General features: G+C 35.5%; 12 protein-coding genes and 2 tRNA genes. 4 read left to right on the forward strand and 10 right to left on the reverse strand.

The window, feature by feature from the left end; translation table 4 throughout:
- Positions 1-14: 14 nt before the first annotated feature.
- Positions 15-2,609: a hypothetical protein gene (locus CSE00_RS02755; RefSeq protein ID WP_161565551.1), complete on the reverse strand. Its 2,595-nt coding sequence runs from the start codon at positions 2,607-2,609 to the stop codon at positions 15-17.
- A gap of 249 nt (positions 2,610-2,858) precedes the next feature.
- Between CSE00_RS02755 and CSE00_RS02760 the strand changes: the two genes are divergently transcribed.
- Positions 2,859-3,665 carry an SIS domain-containing protein gene (locus CSE00_RS02760; RefSeq protein WP_127943056.1) on the forward strand — a complete coding sequence of 269 codons (807 nt, stop codon included), beginning with the start codon at positions 2,859-2,861 and terminating at the stop codon, positions 3,663-3,665.
- A gap of 79 nt (positions 3,666-3,744) precedes the next feature.
- Here CSE00_RS02760 and CSE00_RS02765 read toward each other — a convergent pair whose 3' ends face one another.
- From CSE00_RS02765 to CSE00_RS02780, 4 genes are all read right to left on the reverse strand, one after another.
- A complete protein-coding gene (locus CSE00_RS02765) occupies positions 3,745-4,278 on the reverse strand; it encodes a hypothetical protein (RefSeq protein ID WP_127943057.1) in 534 nt (177 codons plus the stop codon).
- A 299-nt stretch (positions 4,279-4,577) separates the two neighbouring features.
- The gene (locus CSE00_RS02770; protein WP_127943058.1) at positions 4,578-6,032 is read right to left on the reverse strand and encodes a P-loop NTPase fold protein; all 1,455 of its coding nucleotides are present in this window, start codon (positions 6,030-6,032) and stop codon (positions 4,578-4,580) included.
- Positions 6,033-6,062: 30 nt separating this feature from the next.
- Positions 6,063-6,148: transfer RNA gene (locus tag CSE00_RS02775), tRNA-Leu, on the reverse strand.
- A gap of 1 nt (position 6,149) precedes the next feature.
- A tRNA-Trp gene (locus CSE00_RS02780) sits at positions 6,150-6,223 on the reverse strand.
- A 1,298-nt stretch (positions 6,224-7,521) separates the two neighbouring features.
- Between CSE00_RS02780 and glpO the strand changes: the two genes are divergently transcribed.
- Complete coding sequence (gene glpO / locus CSE00_RS02785; RefSeq protein ID WP_127943106.1) at positions 7,522-8,682, forward strand: type 2 glycerol-3-phosphate oxidase; 1,161 nt, start codon at positions 7,522-7,524, stop codon at positions 8,680-8,682.
- Positions 8,683-8,791: 109 nt separating this feature from the next.
- On the opposite strand, the gene CSE00_RS02790 is transcribed toward glpO, so the two are convergent.
- Both CSE00_RS02790 and dcm read right to left on the reverse strand, forming a co-directional pair.
- Positions 8,792-9,922 carry an HNH endonuclease signature motif containing protein gene (locus CSE00_RS02790; protein ID WP_127943059.1) on the reverse strand — a complete coding sequence of 377 codons (1,131 nt, stop codon included), beginning with the start codon at positions 9,920-9,922 and terminating at the stop codon, positions 8,792-8,794.
- A gap of 14 nt (positions 9,923-9,936) precedes the next feature.
- Positions 9,937-11,226: a DNA (cytosine-5-)-methyltransferase gene (gene dcm / locus CSE00_RS02795; protein ID WP_127943060.1), complete on the reverse strand. Its 1,290-nt coding sequence runs from the start codon at positions 11,224-11,226 to the stop codon at positions 9,937-9,939.
- Between the two features lie 371 nt (positions 11,227-11,597).
- Between dcm and CSE00_RS02800 the strand changes: the two genes are divergently transcribed.
- Positions 11,598-12,347, forward strand: coding sequence for an MIP/aquaporin family protein (locus CSE00_RS02800; RefSeq protein ID WP_127943061.1), 750 nt, complete (start codon positions 11,598-11,600; stop codon positions 12,345-12,347).
- Positions 12,348-12,368: 21 nt separating this feature from the next.
- A complete protein-coding gene (gene glpK, locus CSE00_RS02805; protein ID WP_127943062.1) occupies positions 12,369-13,901 on the forward strand; it encodes a glycerol kinase GlpK in 1,533 nt (510 codons plus the stop codon).
- Positions 13,902-14,764: 863 nt separating this feature from the next.
- Here the strand turns inward: glpK and CSE00_RS02810 are convergent.
- The 3 genes from CSE00_RS02810 to CSE00_RS02820 all read right to left on the reverse strand — a co-directional run bounded on the left by CSE00_RS02810 (position 14,765) and on the right by CSE00_RS02820 (position 20,269).
- Positions 14,765-16,768 (reverse strand): hypothetical protein, encoded by a 2,004-nt coding sequence (locus CSE00_RS02810; protein ID WP_127943063.1) that lies wholly within the window; start codon positions 16,766-16,768, stop codon positions 14,765-14,767.
- Between the two features lie 477 nt (positions 16,769-17,245).
- Positions 17,246-18,067 (reverse strand): hypothetical protein, encoded by an 822-nt coding sequence (locus CSE00_RS02815; protein ID WP_127943064.1) that lies wholly within the window; start codon positions 18,065-18,067, stop codon positions 17,246-17,248.
- Positions 18,068-18,145: 78 nt separating this feature from the next.
- The gene (locus CSE00_RS02820) at positions 18,146-20,269 is read right to left on the reverse strand and encodes a hypothetical protein (protein ID WP_127943065.1); all 2,124 of its coding nucleotides are present in this window, start codon (positions 20,267-20,269) and stop codon (positions 18,146-18,148) included.
- Between the last annotated feature and the right edge of the window lie 75 nt (positions 20,270-20,344).

Here is a 20,344-nt window from a genome sequence, read left to right on the forward strand (position 1 = left end):
AGTTGTTAGCAAGTTTAAATTAAGAAGTTGACTAAGCCCCATTGGGGTCAAAACATTTTTTGGTGACGGAAATTGCTTAAGGTTCGTGACGAACGTAAACTGGTGTCGGTGAAAGTAAAACTTGGTCCAACGTTTAAAATTCGCAAGATGATTTGCCGCCTAGGATTGCGGTAAAAAGCGCTCACGATTAAGTTTTCGTTTTCAACTAGCGCCGGAATTTGTCACGTGTGAGGATCATCGTGCTGACCGCGGTCGTAGTGGGCTAAGTTGGACTTTCAGTGCAAAAGCGGTTGGGCCCACTGACTTGGGTTAGGTAAGTAGTAGTTTTTGTAAAGAAGGTGTTTGGAATTTTGAAACTGCTGAGCGAGTGTGCGGTAGTTGTAGTCAACTACGAAAGAATAACTTAACTTACTTTGGTGGAGTTGGCAGTCGGCGCTAGGACTTTCAACCATCGGACTAGGTCCAGTTCGTCACGAAAGTTTTCCGGCGCTAATTTTGCTAAAACTGCGTAAAAGCGTAAAAGCAAAGTAATGCTTTCCTTCCCAGACTAACAGTTCATGCTCGCGAGTTCCTTGGGTGAAGATGGTAGCGGTGTTTTGGTAGTTGCTAACAAAGTGGTGGTGAATGCTTTGGCTGCCAAGGTACTCAGGACGGCGGTAACCAAACGAGTCGGGCGTTTTGAGCGCGTCTAACCCAACCGAGTTAATTTGGTTTTCTTCAATTCCAAAAACTTGGTCGTGTCACCAGCGATCTTCGCCGCTGTTAGCATCAATTAAAACTACTAGTCTGGTGTCTTGCAAAGCGTTAATTAAGTTGACTTTGAAAAAGACGCGATCTTCAATTAAAACGATGTTAATTTCAATGTTTTGGCGCTGAGCTTCTTTTTCGGCTGACCAGTTGTCGATTCCGCTCGGCACAAACCCACTGGCGATAATTCTGAGCGATTGGTGATGAGAATCGCTGGCTAAAACTTTGTATTCGTCAAAAAAGTAAGCGCGGTCGGCTTCCTTAAGTGGCGAGTGGGTAAAAGTGTCGCCAGCCGATGGGTAAGCACAAATTTGCCAAAAATTAGTTCAAGTTTTATTGCCCTTGGTTAGCGTTAGCCCGCGGCGACCAACTCTTACTTCTAAGTGTTCGTTGCGGACAAAGTTTTCTAAGGGCGGCAGAGCTCGCGGTTTTTCGTGGTATTTGACAGCGATCAGTTTGTAGTTGAAGGCGGGAATACGTACTTCGTGGAGCAAAATTAAGTAAGAGTGATCGGGGTAAGTTTTGATAACGCTAAATTTAAGCGGCGTGTCTTGGTCCCAAAAACTGAAGTGACCAATTTGGCGGTCATCTTTGAGGTTAATTTTGATTTCGTAAGGACCTTCGTAAATTTTTAGATCGTAGTTAAAAAGAATTAGTTTTTGGTAAGCGTCAATTTCCTCGCGGATAAAGCGCTGGGAAAAAATTCGCGATAGCATTGCTAAGACGTTGCGACCGAGTCTAATCGCGCTGGTCAGACGTTGACGGTTTTTTTGACTAACGTGGTCAATGCTCACACCTGCGTAAGAGTGGTAGGCAGCTGATTTAAGGTACTGTTTTCAAATCAGTTCAATCATGGCCCAAGGAACGTCAATTTTTTCGATTTGACACATCACGCTCATCGGTTCAATCATGTCAATTAAGAGCGACTCTAGTTCGTAATAAAGCTGCTTGAGATCAATTCGCGTTGATGCTACTCCGCGGTGAACAGGTTTGGTCACCCCTTCTTTTAGCGGAATGTCAACCGTTGGTAAGGTCGTGTTTTGGCGTTTGAGAGCATGCTTGATTTTAACGAGCGCGGATTCATAATCTCCGAGCTCCAAGTTTCAGTCTTGGTACTGACTTTTTAGACGAGTGACGAGCTGTTTCACTTCGGGTTGATAAGGGTGCTGGTCAGCTCCAACGGGCACGATAATTGGTAGCTCCTGGTTTCTTTTAAGGTAAGACTTGATTGAGGGGTGAAACTGACCTGGTTCGGGATATTCCTCAACTAAATAAGCAATTCAGTCGTTTAAGTTAGCCCCGAGCGTGCTCGGGTGACTAGCGTAATCAGTTAGTCACGTGCTAAAAACTTTACTGCCGTCAGGACTCTGGAGCCAAAAGTAAAGGTTGTTGCCAATTAACGAGGGATTAATCCCGCGCGAGAACAGAAAACTGTCAATCCCGTTCATGCGTAAAATTTGACTGGTTTGCTGGGAGTGGCAAAAAACATCGGGTAAGTAACCGACTTTCATAGCGTGGCCCATTTGCTGGGCTAAGTCAATGCCGATTTCTAGGTTGCGCACAAGTGCTTCGCCGCGAGCTTGGTAATTATCCATTTGGGTGTAAAACGGCCCGATCAGCAATTTTCGGCTCTTGACAACTTTTTTAAGGCGCCCGCGTCAGTCGGGGGCAAAGCGGAGAAAATCGTCAACGATGACGCTCTGTCCGTCAAAGGTAAAGGTGTCGCGCGTACTCTTCTCTAAGTTTTCAATTAGGTACTTGAGATGGTAGTAGAGCAAAGTGCGACTGTCGTCGCTAGTGAAGTACCACTCGCGGTTTCAGTGGGTGTGGCGGACAAAGTAGACGGTCGGTTTTTTAGGCAACTCACTCCTAGATACAAGTTTTAAATCTAATTTTATTTTAGTCTACTTGTCTAACAAGTTGATTTTTTCGACCGTTTTTATCTTGAAAATGCTTAGTTCGACCGGGAGTTAAATTTATGGTTTGGGCGCTAAATAGGACTTGCGGGAACTTTAGACGGCCAAAATCGCTCGTCAGACCATTAAAAACCGACTTGGCCATACAAGTTCTTGGACTTTGGACACTTCGCACTGGACTAACATTTTTTTAAAGTGTCCAAAAGAACCGGTTTTGAAAATTCTTGCCACCAAAAGATTCGTCGCCTTTTGTCAGAAGGCACCCGGCTAGATGTGCACATTTCCTCTAGGTTAGTCAGCAACAAAGCTTGTGGTCGTTTTGCGACGATTAAGCAGCTGGCCAGTTTTTTAGAAGCACCTGTATCAACTTGTTCGCGCTACGTTCAAAAACTCGGTTATAAGTCTTTTCGAGATTTTTACCTTGAGTATTCGCGTCACTGCGTGAGCAAACTAAGTGGAGGTCACACTTTCTCTGAGCCGAGTACGGGCGGTCGCAAAACGCTTGACAGTAAAATGGAACGAATTAGCCAGCACTCTTACCAAACAATTTTTGTGCTTAGTTCCAGAAGATCACATAGTTTAGCTTTGTGAATGTCTTCTCGTCTAGGCGAGGCGAAAATTAAGCACCAGATTTTTGAAGAGGAAAAAGAAAAATTAATCGATTGACTTGGTCACGTTGGATCAGAAGATTTGGTAGTGTTAGTCAGCATCACGGGCGAATCGTACCGAGTTGACAAAGCGTTGCGGTATTTTAAGACGCGCAAGAAAGATGTGTTTGGGGTATTAGTTAGTTCGGTTAGCAATGTTAAGCGCGTACCCTCCCATTTTATTTACTTTAGTTCGCCCGGTAGGTCATCCCATCACTCTAAAGCGAATAACTGACTTGAATACAACCGAGGGCAAGAAAACGTCGTCAAAACGCTCGTGTCGTTATTGAAAACCATTTTTGAGGCAGTTAAACTAAAAGACACTTCTGAAATTGAAGATCATGACGCGATTTAGATGAGTAAAACGTTGGGCAAACCCAAAAGTTTAAAAACTCAAAGAAATTTTTTATCAAAAAAATAGGTCAAAACGCAAACTAGAAGATAGCGTTTTTAGTTAGAAATATTGAAAATCAACTAAGTCACGAGGGCAATCAAATTAACCCGACTGTTAATGACAAGGTAATGATAAAAGCTGTGGAGTCTTCTGTTAAAAGCAGTTGGGAAATAACCATGAAAGCTCCAAAAATCATTACGAAAAAACCTAGAACTCAAGCATCTCGTTTGATATTTTTTCAGATTTTTTCAAGACCACCTGGGTCTAGTTGCGCCTTTTCTTGCAAATCGTCAAACTTTTGCTTTTTAAAAATTAGGTAATTTCTTATTGCGATTAGCTTTGGGTCCTTACTAACGGTTTTCTTGAAGCGGTAACCGACGATCATTAGGTAAACTATGTAGACAAATACCAAACCACCCGCTGTCCAAGCGAGCGCATCATTTAAAGGACTAGAATCACTGGTTAGCATTGCTTCTAGGCAATAAGTTCAAACTGTGATTGAAGTGAAAAGCACAATCATTAAACTAGAAAAAACAGCTCACCAACAATTGCGAAATTTTTGGATTTTTGACATTACGAATGCTCCTTGGAAAAATCAATGGTATAAACCGGGATCCAAGCAAGTTTACATGGTTCATTTGGCACAAGACTTAAAACCCTTTTAACATTATACTTTACCAACTCAGCATTATTTACTTGTGGAAATACGAATGTATTAGTAAGCAATTCACACGATATTGGTCAAGATTAGTGCTAAAAGTTAATTTGTTTAATGTCATGGAAATAAGGCGTTAGTTTACTCGTTCATAAAAACTGTCTTTTAAAACAGGCGAACAATGTTGCAAACATTTTTTAAAACCTATTTCACTACAATTAAAATTTCTTCGTTATGCGTTTCAATAAATGGGGTCAAACTTCAGTTAAACGCAAATAAGATTCGTCATAATATTTACGGAAGATATCCACCAGTATTTGGTTTTTGTGAACGCTTTTCGCCTTTAGGAGAATTTTGTTGTTTGACAAATCACCGGAGATACCACCGTGAATAATTTGTTTTTTTAACGATTTTACTTTAACAGTTTTGCTAGGGTCAAAAAGAAATGCTTCAAAGAAAGTTCAGTGAATAGCAACCCCGTTTATTAACACGATAAAATCACAACCAAAACCCATGGGAGTTCTTTGTTCTTCAAATAAATTTTTATCAGTACTCTTTGTAAAAGATATGTTTTTAATCAGAGCACTTTTATGAAAGTTGTCTGTTAGGTTAAACTTTGATTTTTTAGTTATTTCTACAAACATGGCAATATCATTCTTTTCAACAAAAATTAAGTAAAATAAGAGAAATTGTAAGAATAAGAAAGTCTTTGCGGTTTCTATCATTGTCCTGAAAATATAATTTGCAAGAACAGGGTCTTCGTCTTCTAACAGATTTTTAATTCTCAAAGAAGCATTTTTTAAAAAACGGTAGTTACCTTTTAACTCTTCTGTTTTGTTTATAAAATTAGTTATTAGCGGGTTGTTCGTTAACTCAATATATTCGGACCTCATCTGGAATTGTTTTAGTTGAGTAGGAATTTTTTTTATTTCATTGTGCTCATCAAGGTTCAAGACATTAGAAAATATTTTATCGACATAATTTTCACAGAACCTATTCCCTGAGGGGTACATTTTCTGCTCAATTGCTTTAATAGCTTCGTTATTTGTGCACGACATAATAAAACAGTTTTTGAACTTGAGCATGATTCGACTGATCAGAGAGAGCAATTCGACTATTTTTTGTGGATTACACCTATCCAATTCATCAACAAGAATAAGGTATTTCTTTTGAGAGTTAACGATAGCGTCGTTTATAACTTTAACTATTTGCTCACTTAAACTTTCTTTGTTTTGAATTTGGGTTTCATCTCGTTCTAAAGAGATCCAAAAATCTAGACCAAAAATCCCCACACCCGCTTTAATTTTTCAACCCATTTTCTTGAATTGTTCTTTCAAATATTTTCCGTCAATACGCATTTTGGCTAACATGTCAGTCAGAACATTAAAGTAAGGATTAGATGAAAATTCATACTCTCACAAGTTCAAATGAATGCATTCAATTGCATCATCATTTGCAAATTTGTTAAGAACGTTGTGGGCAATTGTAGTTTTACCAGTTCCCCAGCGACCGTTTATGTTGAGGTGATTCACACCGTTTTCGTCTTCTAGTCACCTTTTGACATATTCAGCAGCCATTTCTACAATTAATGTTCCATTACCTAAATCTGTGCTTTCATCAAGTGCTAGTATTTCATCTTTTGTGTTTTTCGTAACAGTATTAATTTGTTTCATTTAGTTCTCAGCTTTTGGCGATTATACACATGGTGCCCAAGATGGGACTCGAACCCATAAGACTCGGAAGTCAGTAGATTTTGAGTCTACCGTGTTTGCCATTTCACCACTTGGGCTTGGCAGGAGCAGCAGGAATCGAACCCGCACTAGTAGTTTTGGAGACTACAGTTCTACCATTAAACTATGCTCCTATGCATTGGTATTGTATATCACTTTTTATTTGTGATCGCCCATTTTCAGATAAACCCATGGTCATTCTCTAAATTTAACGGATGTATTTTAGACATCTCAATTTTATCGTTCATTATAAAACTGAAAGAATTTGTTCAGCAATATTGTGCTTAGCATTTCGTAACTTATTTTTTCGTTGTTCAGTAGAAAAGAATAGCGAGGACTGTTAAACGCCGTTATAAGATAGGACCATCCGCTTAAGTAGAGGTTAAAAACTAGGACAATGTTTTCCGGTCGCCCGCTAGTTTTCACCTTTTTAACTCGTCTCATGAATTTCCTATCTTGGAAGTTTATAACCTTTTGATATTTGCTGGGTTTATTGTCTTTTGTGATGGTTAATTTTTGCTGATCTTCAATTTGAAGACTTTTCTTTTTCATGTAATCCTGGTTTAACAGAACGAATCTTTTAAATGCAGTTTTCAACTCGTAGTACCCAAAGTTTTGAATTTCTCTCTGGTACGTGACTGTTTTAACAATCATCACTCCCGTAAAAAGACAAAAAGTAGTTATAAAGGGGATAAGGTACCAATAATTTTTTCAAACTAAGATCCAAAGTCACAGAAAAAAAGAAAAGAATACCAAGTGCAGTAAAAAGAAGAGGTAGATAGATCAAAAATATGTGTGCTTTTTCTCGGTTATAAAAAAACATCAGTTTGATAAGTTAAATGTTTTTTGTGGACTGACAGCGAGGTATTTTAAATTGAACTTACGAGTGTAAGTGATTCCTCCAAGAATTGAACTGTTGCTGGAAATGTAAAGAGCATAGATTATTAAGAAGTGTAGAAAGGTTTCCATTGTTTTTTACAAACGCCAATTGAATATAGTGCACTCTTGACAAACACAATTATATTATTCACAGTGTAATCCTGCCGAGATTCTAAAAATGCTGTCTCATGAATTTTGAAAAGAAACTGGTCAGCAAAAAACTTTTTTTGGCAAACAATCGCATTTAGAGTTGTAAAAACAAATTATATTGTTTGCCTTTATTGCTTGTCAAGTTAACTCAATCAGAACGTAAAACAATCGTGTTTTCAATCAGAAAAATCATTCCTTTGTATTTCTCAACTATTAAAAATGTGATGTTGACGGTTTTTTCAATGCCAATTTCCGTTTTTGCATTAATGATAATTTGGCAAAGTAACCATGTAAAAAGATTATTGAGCTATAAAGTGCCAGAGAGTCGTTTGAGAAATGGATGTTCATTATTTTATGTTTGAAACAACCAAACAAGTTAGGTAGAATTAGAGCAAGGTGATTTATGTCGCTAAATAGATACGACATCATTATTATTGGTGGCGGAATAATCGGAGCTACCATTGCTTATCGTTTAGCTAGGTATAAACTTAAAATCTTGGTGCTTGAAAAAAACCCTTATTTAGCCGAAGAAACTTCAGCGTCAAATTCGGGTTTAATTCACGGAGGTTTTGATCCCGAGCCGGGCAAATTAGAAGCTGGTTTGAATGTTGAAGGCAATAAGATGTGACAGAGCGAAATTTTTCCTTATTTGGATTTTCCGCGTCGAAAGATCAATTCAGTAGTAGTTGCGTTAAGCGATGCAGAGGTTTCGGAACTCGAGATGCTTTATCAACGCGGACTTACTAATGGTGTCCATAAGAAGGATTTGAAAATTGTCGGAAAAAAGGAACTTCTTTTGAAGCATCCGTGTTTGACTAGTAAGGCAAAGGCCGCTCTTATTTGTACTTCTTCTTGGTTGATTGATCCTGTGAAGGCTAGTTTGGCTATGTTTGGAGCTGCTGTGCAAAACGGAGTGGAAATATTAAGATCTAGCGAGGTTGTAAACATTAAGTGAAAAGATAAATTTTGAGAGGTAAAAGTTCGTGATAATTCCAACATTTTTAGATCTAGAAACATCATAAATGCAGCTGGGCATTATGCTGACACAATTGCAAATTTAGCGGGTCAAGGTAATTTTGAGTTGATTGCGCGTAGGGGTGAATACAAAGTTTTGTCACGCAGCGAATCTCAATGTTTGAGGGCAGTTTATTTTATGGTTCCCACAGTTCATGGGAAAGGCGTTTTAGTTGCGCCACTTTTGGATGGCAAAGTGTTGGTCGGACCAACGGCAGAAGATGGTGTCACAAAAGAAGATACACGTCTAGTTACAGATGTCAAACAATCTGAAATTAAAAAAATTGGTCACCGCTTAATTCCTAGTCTAAACATGGATAAAGTTGAAATGACTCTAGCTGGTTCTCGTCCCATTGACAAAGATACAGATGATTTTATTATTTCTTATGGAACAACAAGCAATAATTTTATAAATGTGGCGGGTATGCAGTCTCCGGCTATAGCATCTGCGCCTGCAATTGCACTTGAAGTGCAGAAGATGTTGAAACAAAATTGTGATATCTTACAAAACAACCTTAAGTTTGTCCCTTACTACAAGTTAATTTACTAGTACATTAGACTATAAACAGTACACTGATCAGATTTTTTCTTTACCATCTCTTGCTTTTTTTCAACTTTTTATCCAGTTTTTTCATTTTATAAACGAGTCTAGTCAATTTTTACCTAATACTATCGCTTGATTCCAGTTTCATTTTGGGTTTTTGTCAAAACTTACTTGAATAAAACTTACGGGGATGTTTTTGGCGGAAAATTCTGTTATGAAATTTCAAATATCTTATATGTTCTTTAGACAACTTAACCAACGTTTGATCTTTCTTCAAGTTAAAAAATTCAATGTGATTTTTCATAATCCTTGAAGATACCAATTTTCCCTCATTATCAAAGGTAATAAATAGTTTGTCAAAAAGCGCATCATGATTGGGACATAGCAAAAAACCATTAAAAGGATCTGAGATTTCCTTTCTCTTTTGTTTTTCTTCAATGCTATTATCGCTTTTTATTGCACTCACTGGTTTTATGTGGGATGCTATAAGCAATTCAATAATGTTTACTTTGCAACCAATTATCTCGCATCTAATTCCTCGAGTATTTATTAGGAGTTCTCTGAAAATTTTTCTACCACTTTTTTCAAAATCATCTTTGCGAATGTTCTTGTCTACAAAATTATTTCATTCTTCTTTAACCATTTTTCTGTATGCTCTTTTCAAATAACTATCAAAGAAACTTTGAATTTTTTTTCAATGCACGAGGTGTACATTTTTCTTATCGTTGGCTAGCTGTCCTTCACTTTCTATTACGTTTAAGATTTGTTCAAGAGTTACTCAGCGCGAAGAGGCGTTTTTTTTATCGTTATTAACAACTTTGGATTTATAAATCTCTTTAGGATCTACGATTAGATAAACTCTATTTAAATAGTCTATTTCACCATTTTTAGTTTGAGGTAGGTAAACGTTTATAACGAGCACTCTTTCAAAATTTTCAATTAATTTTTTAAACGCCTTAACATGAAAAGGTATAGCTACCTTCTTGCTTGTGCTATTGTGATGTATGTCTCTACCTCCGCCGTCAGGATGCTCTATGAATATGTTGTAATACGAGTCCTTGTAATAGATTCTGAATAAGTTTTCTTTTTCTTCCGATATGTCGTTTATCGTATTTTCAACCGATTCTAAATCTTGTAACAAAAGGTTCACAAACACTTTCTTTTTTTTCTCTCCGTCCATGGGATGTTTGTCAGTGTTGGTTATTTCATTATTTACTATGTGTAAATAGGGTTTGATTTCATTCATTTTGATTTCACCGGTTAATAGTTAGATAGCATTTGTTCTTGTATGAGAGACACTATTTTAACGTTTACAGCATTTCCCATTTGTTTGTACGAAAAAAAATCTTTGTTTTTGTCGGATATTTCGTTATATATCTTGTAGTCCTTAGGAAAACTTTGAAGATTTGCCGCTTCCCTAGGTGTCAAATATCTTCAACTTTGTTTTGCGTCATCGTAAATTATGGGTATTTGAACCATAGCAACAAGTGTCGGAAATTTTATTGGTTTTTTGCATCTTATTCCGGATTGCCTTAATTGAATAAATGTGTCTTTTATGTCATTTATTTCCTTACCTGCTTGTCACTCAAATTTCCTTTCTCTTTTTTTTCATTTTTCTGTGTTGTGCTTTTTCATTCAAGAGTTTATGAATTTTTTATTATTCTTGTAAATTCACCTCATTTCTGAAACATATTTTTTCCTTCAACCCGCTAAACCTTTGAGAGAATAGTTTTTCCCAAATTCATCCACTCATATTACCGGAAGAGTTTTATCGTCTTTTTTGACAACGTTTTTTAAGAATTCATCTCAAGCTGTCAAAACTTGAATCAAGTAGTTGTCCTTTTTGTTCCCGGGTTTGAGAAAATATTTTTCCTCAGCATTTTTTTCTAGGTATTTCTTTCAAATGTATTTCCTTATTTTTTGGGAATCTTTTTGCAAGAGCGGGTTATTCTTTTTAAAATCACTAAAGTTGAAATCAATAAATTTACTTTTAATGTTTGCTTTTGCTTTTAATACGCCGGGAATGAAGACCCTGCGCCTTTCTTGAGGGATACCAAATTCGTGAGGAGATAAAATCAATGGATCTTTTGGAGTAATATAACCAATTCCGTTAAGTGTTTCAACTATTTTTTTTCAAGTTTTTCCGTTATCGTGATTAACCAGGTGCTTAACATTTTCCAACAAAATGTACTTAGGTTTTTTATTTTTTAGTATTTTTGCAATATCAAAAAACAGAGTCCCTCGGATTTCATCTAAAAAACCCTTTTTCTTCCCCGCGTTTGAAAAAGTCTGGCATGGGAATCCAGCAAATAAGAAGTCGTGATCGGGTACCTGTGAAGATTTTTCATCCAGACTTCTTATATTGACAATTTTCTCCTTGTCAATCAGAAAATTGTTAGCATAAGTTTCAATTGCCTCATTGTCTATTTCGCTAACAAAAACGCATTCTATTTTGTATTTTATTTTTTGAGAAACCAGTTCCAAAGCTTTGTGAAATCCACCAATTCCAGCAAATAAGTCAATAAATCTAATTTTCTTCTTCTCATCCATCTTAACCATTGTAATACATTGTGCTCGTCGCGATGCATTTTAACCATTGTCAATAATGCACATAACCCTCGACCATAGATAAGTTTTTAAGTGATTTGTTACAAGGGAAAAGTCTCTTTCACAAGGTAAAGTAAATTTTCAACGAAAACTAACTTGCAAAATTGTCTACGCAAGTTAGATAAACGACAGTTGTAATGGAAAAAATGGCATAAAAGTTGAATGCTATTAATTTCTAGAAAAAAACAACTAAATCGTAAAAACTTACCCCTTTTACAAAGATTTAAATTTTTAAATTGAATTTTATTTCAATATCTACAACAAAAGTGTCTAAAATTAAATTCACTAACATCAGTTAATTTGAAGGAGATTCAGTGCACTTATATTGACAAGTTTTACTTGGCGAATTTGTTGGAACCGCTTTTTTAATTATGATGGGCAATGGAGTCGTTGCCAATGTAATTTATAAGCGCACGAAAGCAACTAACGCCGGTCCCTTTTTTATTTCCCTAGGCTGAGCTTTAGCGGTATTTTTAGCGGTGGTGCTAGCAAATGTTTGAGAAACGGGTGGTCACTTAAATCCAGCCGTATCAATAGCTATGCTTACGCGCGGAACCATAACTTGAACCCTATTTGCTATTTACATTTCTAGTCAATTTTTAGGGGCTTTAGTGGGGCAGTTAATAGTTAGTGCAGTTTACTGGAATCATGCCAATGAACCCGATAACAGCCAAAATGTTATCCACGCTCACGCTACATCACCTACCCATCCCGAACGAGTGTTTTCTAACCTAATCACAGAAATAGTCGCTACAACAGTTCTAGTTACGTTAGCCATGATAATCGTGATCTCTTATCAATCTGAGCAAAACGACGTTATGAATGACATGATGCGTTATGTTGGTCCGCTGACTATGGGACTAGTTGTTTTGTCAATTGGTTTATCTCTAGGTGGAGTAACCGGTTACGCTATCAACCCTGTTCGAGACTTTGTGCCGCGGCTTGTCTACCAATTAAGTCCGTATAAGCAAAAAACTAGCGCTAACTGAACTTACAGTTGAGTACCCGTTGTAGGGCCGTTGATTGCAGGCGTTATTGTTGGGGCTTTTGGAAGATTGATATAGCTTCACTATAAAGAGGTAACTATGGAACTTAAACCACAGTACGTTTTAACTTTAGATGCCGGAACCACTTCTGTTCGTTCTTTAATAAGCGATAAAAAGGGAAAGGTTATAGCAGTCTCGCAGTTAGAGTTTACTCAATATTTTCCCCACTCGGGATGGGTAGAACATGATCCAATTGAAATTTGAAACGCTCAAAAAACCACCATGGTTAACGCTAAGCGTCAACACGGCTTAAAATCAACACAGTTAATAGCTTGCGGAATAACCAATCAACGCGAAACAATTGTGGTGTGAAATAAAAAGACAGGGTTACCAATTTACAACGCAATTGTTTGACAGGATCGTCGCACTAGCGACTTCTGCGACAAATTAATTAAATCTGGCAAGGCTAGTCTTTTTCAGCGCAAAACCGGCTTAATCATTAACCCTTACTTTAGCGGCACAAAACTAAAATGAATTTTAGACAATGTATCCGGTGCTCGTCAAAAAGCACAAAAGGGTGAAATATTGGCCGGAACAATCGACACTTGGTTAATTTGGATGCTGACTAACGGAAGAGTTCATGCCACTGATGTCTCCAACGCTTCAAGAACTTTGCTCTTTAACATTCACACGCTTCAGTGAGATCAAGAACTTTGCAAAGTTCTTAACATACCGATTCAAATTTTGCCGGAGGTAAAAAGTTCCAGCGATTTTTACGGAACAATTGAGCCAACCCATTTTTCTCAAGCAGCCATAGGGGAAGTGCCTATTACTGGAGTTTGCGGTGATCAGCAATCTGCTTTATTCGGGCAACTTTGTACACAAGTCGGGCAAGTTAAAAACACCTACGGCACAGGTTGCTTTACTTTGGTCAATACAGGTAATAAAGCCGTAACTTCACGTAACAAACTGCTTACCACTATCGCTTGAAAAATTGGCAAACAGAAAACTGTTTACGCCTTGGAAGGCTCGGTCTTTGTGGCTGGAGCTGCATTGCAATGATTGCGTGATGGCCTAAGGATGATTTATGATGCTCCGATAAGTAATTACTATGCCCAATTAGCTGATAGCAAGGAGAGTGATCAAAGAATCTACTTTGTGCCCTCTTTTACCGGACTGGGAGCTCCTTATTGGGATTCGAATTCACGCGGAGCAATTTTTGGTTTAGAACGCGGAACTAAACGAGAGCACATTGTACGGGCTGCTTTAGAATCAATTGCCTACCAGAGCAATGATCTATTAAAAGCAATGGCTAAAGACTTAAAACATCCAATTAAGTTGCTTAAAGTTGATGGAGGAGCCGCTAAAAGTGATTTTCTCATGCAATTTCAAGCAGACATATCAGGACTAGAAGTAGTCAGACCACAAAATACTGAATCAACTGCTATGGGGGCAGCTTTTTTAGCAGGATTACACGTTGGTTTTTGAAACTCAGTTGAAGAACTCCAAAAACTCGTAAAAGTTGATCGCCACTTCATTCCCGAGCTTAATTCCCAAAAAACCAAGCTGTTGATTAAAGGTTGAGACGAGGCAGTTAAGCGCACTTTAAACTGAACAAGTTCGATCAAATAATTTCCAATTTTGGAAAAATGTTCCCTTTTTTCTCAATTAAAAACTTTAAAGTTATAATTAGGGCGAAAGGTGAGTAATGTGACATTGACTATTTACGAAGTCAATAAAATATTGAGTAGTGAAAACAAATCGAAGATTATCGCTCATTTTTGAAGATGTCAGTGCGAAAGAAACTGCGTTGAACAGATTGGGCACCTGCTGGGAATAAACCGCGTAAACCTTTCAAAACACTTAGGTAAGTTGTTAAAATTTGGCGTACTAAAGTACAAACAAGTTGAAGAAAAGCGTGTCTATTCCATCAATCCTAAATGAAGAAACGAATGGTTTACAATTGTAGAACCAATCCTCCAAGTTCGTGAAAACGCTCCGTACGCGTGTTCATGTTCGCCGAAAGGATAAGAATGAAAAACCAACACGATCGTGACCACGGTTCACACTCTAACATGAATGATGGTAGAGACAACCGAGGAGGACACGATAATCGAGGAAACCACCACATGCACCGCGACAACCACGGTAGTCACAATCATGGACATGGTGGCCACCACGATAAAGAAAAAGGAAACCACGGAAACCATGATGGTGGACGCGGTAACATGGGAGGCGGCAACGACTAATAAATCCGATGACCGGGTAGACAAACGTCACCGCTGTCCTTGTGGTTGTGAACATATGCAAAGTTGCTCTTGCGACCACCAGTTAAAAAAATAAAATACTTTTTGTTCAAAATATACGCCCTAACGTTCTAGCCGACGTTAGGCGTTTTTTAGTTTGGTTTTTTTATTTAGTAAGGTGTTTTTTAATGATTAGTTATTTTACAAAGACCGGCCATCACAAACAAAAGCGCTTAACGCTAAGATCCTTTATTTTTGACTTTTATATTTGTTTTTGGTCATTATATAAAAACTACAAACATGAAAACAATCATTTATTTGCAGCGACAAAGTGAATTTGTTGGGAGAATCAGCACTACCACTAATTTTCCAAGAAAGATTAATTTTTTTTAACAAAGTAAGTTTTTCCTTAGTAATGAAATCTCTTAAATGGTTGTTGATTTGTTTAATAACTATATGCCCATCATTTTTTTTGATTAGTTGTTTTAGTTTTTTAAAATAACCAAAATCTTCAAGTTCTTTGAAGACTTGCTTTTTGATCTGAATCAAAATGTTTAGTGCTATTTCTTCTATAACGGTCATGTATATAGTGAAGAGAGAGAATTTTGTATCGTAACTGGCTAAATCTTTTTCAAACCATTCTCCATGTAGCAATTTATTTCTAACTTCAAGTCCGTTATCTATAAACGAAGCACACATATAATAGTGTAGAAATGATTTTGTATTTTCGCTTAACGGGTATTTTATTCCGGTTTTATTGTGTTTAGCGCTTACTTGTTCTTGGGTTAACAATGCTCCTAAACTTTTGTAATCTTTTTGCATTTTGTCGTTATCTTTATGAAAATACATGAATAGATTTTTGACAAGTTTTTCAATAGCAACACAAGTGAACATGGATTGCTTGAGATTTTCTATCTTGGTGTATTTTTTTGTATTCAAAAATCCTTCAAACATATCTGTTACTGCGTAAATATCAAATTTTATCTTCTCTTTTTTAACTTCCATAAAGTTAAGACAAAGATTTAATAGCTTTTTTACTCTTTCCAAATATTGTTTCTGCCTTTCTCTTAATAGCATTTGTAGAATTTGTTTTTTTATAATTAGCCCAGTTTCAACCGGAAATATAAATGAATGTTTGTACTTGCTTGTTGAATCACTTTCAAAAATATCGGCAAGATTGTTGCTAATCAATGCTTCATCGGTAATTGATTTGAATTGATCTGTTTCTAGGAATGTTAGTATAGGTCCAAATCCATCCATAGCGTCGCTCACTAATTTTAAAAACTCTTCACGATCGATGTTGGGAACGATATATTGCAACGTTTCTAAATGTATACCTTTTTTGCTTTCTTCCTTGATTAAAGAATTTATTTTGTTGATTTGTTCCTTAATAAGGTTTTGTACTGAAAAATTATCTCCAAATTTTTTGATATTTTGCTTAACAACCTTTAGTAGTTTTTTATAAGATTCATAAGAAAAGAGAATAAAATTTGGTGCTACAACTCATTCATAAAATTTGTTTAAAATTTGTTTAATAAACTCACTTTTTGTCTCTAAATAGTAAGCATCCAAGTTTTCTATGTAACAAGTAAGTAATTCCAATTTGTTTGGCATATACTGGTTTTGTGAGAGAAGATTTTCCATTTCTTGAGTAAAAGCTTTTTTTAATGTAGCATCTTTCGTTAAAAAAGTGTTTTTGCAGTATCAAAATACATTTTTGGAAAAAAGTCTAGAAATGCTTGGATAGTTTTTGTTATCTATAAAATTTCAATTTTTAGTAACTAGATTAAGCAGATCCACGTGAGACAGCGATTTGATATTTTTATTTTTTACTTGATCTTCTATTAAGTCAAGATTGCTATTTAAGTATCGTAGCATTAGATTTAAATTTTTTTTGATGTTTGTTTTTAGATCTTGCTTAATTCTTCTTAGGAATGTCCCATAATCGCCCTCTAGTATTTTTTGAAAGTACTCGTCGGTAAAAGTATCTTTTTCTCTGTCTAAAATATCTCTTTCCATTGATAGTAACTCGTTTAGATAAAAGGACAAAAGAAAATCTGCCAATGTTCATGAGTTTGGTAATTCTTTCAGATTAGATTTAAGGTACAGGAGGAATATATCTTTAGCATTATTCATAAAATGATCTATAAATGCATTTATTCCTAAGTCACGCAACCCATAATATCGCCTATTCGCTATTTTGTCATCAATATTAATTACTTGAAGAAATTCTTCTGATGTTTTCGTCGCCATTATAATTAATCATTATATTTCAAGAAACACCATAATCTCTTAAATCACAAGCAAATTTGTAATTGTGTCTTTTAAATACTAAAGTTTTTGTGCGTTGAAAGGTTTTTTATGAAATAAATTCATTTTAAGTTTTACAACGATCTACTTACTTTTTAAGTAACCAACCACCCATCATTGAGAACAGTTTTAACTGATTAAGGAGACTTAAAATTTAAAGATGAGAAATAGGCAGTTTTGGATGAAGCGTTATCAATGATTTTTTAGTCAATACTAATTATCAGTACGACTTTTGTCATAGAAACCATTTTGAATTACCTTTTTAACTAAACATGTGTTGATAATTAAATTGTGGTATAACCAGTGTTTGAACGCATGAAAAAATAAAAAAATGGAGAAACAACTTCATCGTTTTTCATATGAGTGTTGTTTTCTTTGTTATGGTAGTTATGTGCTACTCCCGAGCAGTATATTTTAGAGTTAAGAGGTTTTTAATGATTGTTTTTTTACGTAGTCATTGTTTAAATTTTTTTGTTGATTTTTAGAATTTATTTCAATAAATTTTTCAATCAAAGAAGCATTCAGTGCGAAATTGTGCGCTATATCAGTTATTGTTAATTCACTGTCACTTTTATGACCTTTAACTTTATCCACTTTGTTTGCTAGGTGTTTAGAAAATGTTCACACATGTTTATATAAATTTTGATCTGTTTGGTTTAAAAACTTTAGGTCATTAGGTTTAATCTTTTCAAATCCACTGTAGATACTACAAATTAAACCGGACAACTCTATTTCGCTTCTATTAGGACTAAGCAATTCAATGATGGGTGTGGCTTTTTCTTCGCTGATGTTTTTCAGATTTTCTACAACTGGCGTAAACTTACTGTATTCAAATGGAATAAATGCGTTTTGTTCTGTCAGTTTTTCTCATTTTATTTTGTAATCTGGTGAATACTTTTCTAATATGTTCTTTCATTTACTACTTCTTTCCTCAAGGTCAGAATTATGGCGAAAATAATGCGGTTTTTTTATGTAGATTAAGCGTATCAACGAGATAGTGAACAATATTTGTGCCAATAGTCATTCAGGGTTTTGTTCATCGCTAGTAGAGTTTTCCCCGTAAAAAAATTTCACACAATTTTTAAAATTTTCACAATTTAAAGTATAATCAGCACGAAGTTCTTCAAGAGCAATTGCTCACGCATAATTACCAGACCCGAACATAGTTATTTTCAACTTATTAAGAAGATCGTTCAATACCATTTGGCGCTTCTGATCAAATGACAGGACTTTTAAAGACATGGCAAAATTATAAATCAACATTTATTTTTTTAACTGATAGCACGTCTAAGTTTTATAAAAACGAAAATACATTTATTGCTATTTCGTAACTTTAAGTCAGTTTTGGTACGCCCACACCGTTTTTTGAGGAAAATATTCACGTAAAATGGAGATTAAATCAACTTCTTCTCCCCCAGGACGATTTATCCTTTTCTTAAGATTTAAAAGAAATTCCACCATATACATTTTCTTTACAGATTTATCATTGGGTGTATTGATTTTCAGTTTTGACAAAAGATTAATTATGAAGTTTTTCATATTTCTTCTGTCGGACTCAGAACCACAATTAAGTATTTTTTCGCTGATTCTGGCAACAATACGATATTGATCTTCAATACTCCAATTATTTACTTGGTTCACCAGTTTAGCGGTTATATCTCCGTATCACGGTTCGGTTTTCCTTATATATTCCAAAAAGTAATAATAATCTTGGACAATTCCCTTTAAATTGATAGAGTCTGCTATCCTTTGGAATTGCATTGGCAACTTCTTTTCATAGATGAATAGTTCGCTGTAAATATAGGAAATGAAATACGCGGTACAAGAGTCCCCAAATTCTCTTTTAAATTTTTTAACAAATTTTAAAACATTTTTTTCTAATTTCGGTTCAAGGGTTTCTATGATTTTTTTTGCAAAAGACATTTGTTTAAAATATTTTTCGCTAACCAGAGTTTCTTTCACATCAACGACCAAATTTTTAAAATGAACGAAAAGGTCAACAAGTTTCGGGAGATCTGGATTCATATCTGTCAGAGGTTCAATAGCTTTTATCATTTTTAAGATATCTTCTTTAGCAAAGTCTTTGTATCGCATTAGGCAAGTTTTTACATGATGATTTTTAAAATAATTTTCAATTATGTGCCCAAAACACCATCATAGTAACTCATGACGCTGTAACTCGCTTGTTAAGTAACGATATCCTAAACCTTGGTTATGTTGAATTTCCTCCAAATATTTATTGAATTTTTGCAAAGAATAAACGTCAGCTGGAAGTATGTTCAAACCAAGCACCTCAACAATTTTGTTTATGTCAAAATCTGTTATCAAATCCCCTTTATACAAAATTTTGATATCGCCGAAAACGTTAGCGTTAGGAGGTACAAAAAAATAATATGCCGAATTATTTTCTTTCTCGGTTTTAATTTTAAAATCTTCTAAATTTTTTCCCATGCACTCTAAAAGGTTTCTAAGTCTATCTATGTGGAAATCGTTCTCGGTTTTTATAGTTAAATATAGTGAATATGCTTTTCGCATTTTTGATTTTAGTTCTTCATTTTTTAGTTTTGGAGGCATTATTTCGTTTAGGTAACTGTCTGCTTCCTTAAAATGCCGCAAATTAACATTTTTAAACATTGTAGTAGGCAGAAATATTCTTTCTCTGACGATTTTATCCAAATTGTTTATGAAATTGGAATGTAGTATCAAATAAACATCGTTTCTAAACATTAGTTCGTTAACCATTGGAGCTAATTGTTGGTGTGATGGATTCCTATCGGGATCATCTATCAGTATGAGTTTACGGTATTTTCAAAACCCTCAATTTCAAAATCACCCCAAAATAACTCATATAAACAAGAAAACATATTCAAGTAGCGTTAGAAGAAAAGCAAGGAAGTAGTTGAAGTAACTGTCATTGTCTTCCTTGATGAAAGACAGCCCACAACTCTTAGGGCCCAAAGAGAAAGATTGTTTGTTTCCAAATAAATTCTTTACAAAAGCGCTTTTTCTTTTCACTCACCACATGTTGAAGTAAAGGATTATGGTTCCGTATTTTCAGCACACATAGGTTCCTATTAGTTTTTGTGCATAATGAGTTTTTCCGCCGCCAAATTGTTCAAAAATGTGAACTGCTTTTTCCTTAAATATGACTTTAACGTCTTCCTTAATTTTTGTATTTAGTTCTTCCTTGTTTAAGTCATATATCTTCAGTGATTGCTTGGATCAATTTTTATAAAGGCAATAATTTATCACTCTGTAAATCAGCGAAAACAAAAAAATCAAACTTGGGACCAAAAGCGTTAAATAAAATCATTTTCAATCGCCCGATAAGCAAAGAGATATAAAAATCCATATGGCGCACACTAAAATAATTGCCCATCCAGTTTTTAAGAATATTTGCCCAAGAACTTTAATTAAGGCGCTTGATAATCCTGGTTTGTTCATTTAAAATCACCATGTTTAAACTTAATCTTGTGGACATTTTATAAATTTACTCCGAAGTACCTAGATTCACAGCAA

Source organism: Mycoplasma sp. ATU-Cv-703, assembly GCA_004011965.1.
Lineage (GTDB): Bacteria > Bacillota_I > Bacilli_A > Mycoplasmatales > Metamycoplasmataceae > RYZV01.